Origin of the sequence: Streptococcus suis, from assembly GCF_002960445.1 — a bacterium.
Classification (GTDB): domain Bacteria; phylum Bacillota; class Bacilli; order Lactobacillales; family Streptococcaceae; genus Streptococcus; species Streptococcus hyiners.
The window spans coordinates 1-636 of the sequence record NZ_POJD01000130.1 but is presented as its reverse complement, the minus strand read 5'-3'; the positions used below and the strand labels follow the sequence as shown (position 1 = coordinate 636).

Annotated in this window: 2 protein-coding genes; one reads left to right on the top strand and one right to left on the bottom strand. The window is 40.3% G+C overall.

Features of this window, described 5'->3' with window-relative positions; translation table 11 throughout:
• Positions 1-310, top strand: a 310-nt coding sequence (locus C1G53_RS03435; protein ID WP_153046652.1) for a tyrosine-type recombinase/integrase, incomplete at its 5' end; no start/stop codon positions are given.
• Between the two features lie 102 nt (positions 311-412).
• Here the strand turns inward: C1G53_RS03435 and C1G53_RS03430 are convergent.
• Positions 413-636: type B 50S ribosomal protein L31 (locus C1G53_RS03430; protein ID WP_105117689.1), on the bottom strand; the 224-nt coding region annotated here is incomplete at its 5' end.

The window sequence follows — 636 nt, the reverse complement described above, 5'->3', positions numbered from 1 at the left end:
AAACTTCCCCCAGCGCGTGAAACCAACTGACCTAGTTTTTCCAGCAGAAACAGGCAACGCCCATAGTTTTGATTATATAAACTATAATCTGCGTTGTATTCTGAAAAAATATGACTTGCCTTATATAACGCCCCACGGTTTCCGCCATACTCATTGCAGTTTATTATTTGAAGCCGGGGCATCGATTAAGGAAGTACAAGAAAGACTAGGGCATGAAGATATTAAAACAACTATGAATATTTACGCTCACGTTACGGAAAATACAAAAGAAAAAACGGCTGAAAAGTTTGCCCAATTTTTGGGAATGTAACGCCCAGCCGTTACCATTTCCGTTACCATTTCAAAAAGAAAACCATTCCCACGGCACGGGAATGGCTTAAAATCAACGTTTCTAACGGTTTTATAACGCTGATTATTTGAGACCGTATTTTTTGTTGAAGCGATCCACACGTCCATCTGCTTGAGTGAACTTTTGACGTCCAGTATAGAATGGGTGTGAGTCTGATGAAATTTCCACACGGATCAATGGGTAAGTTTCACCTTCGAATTCAACTGTTTCGTTAGATTTCTTAGTTGAACCGCTAAGGAACTTGTAGCCAGTAGTTGTGTCCATGAAGACAACAGTGCGATATTCTG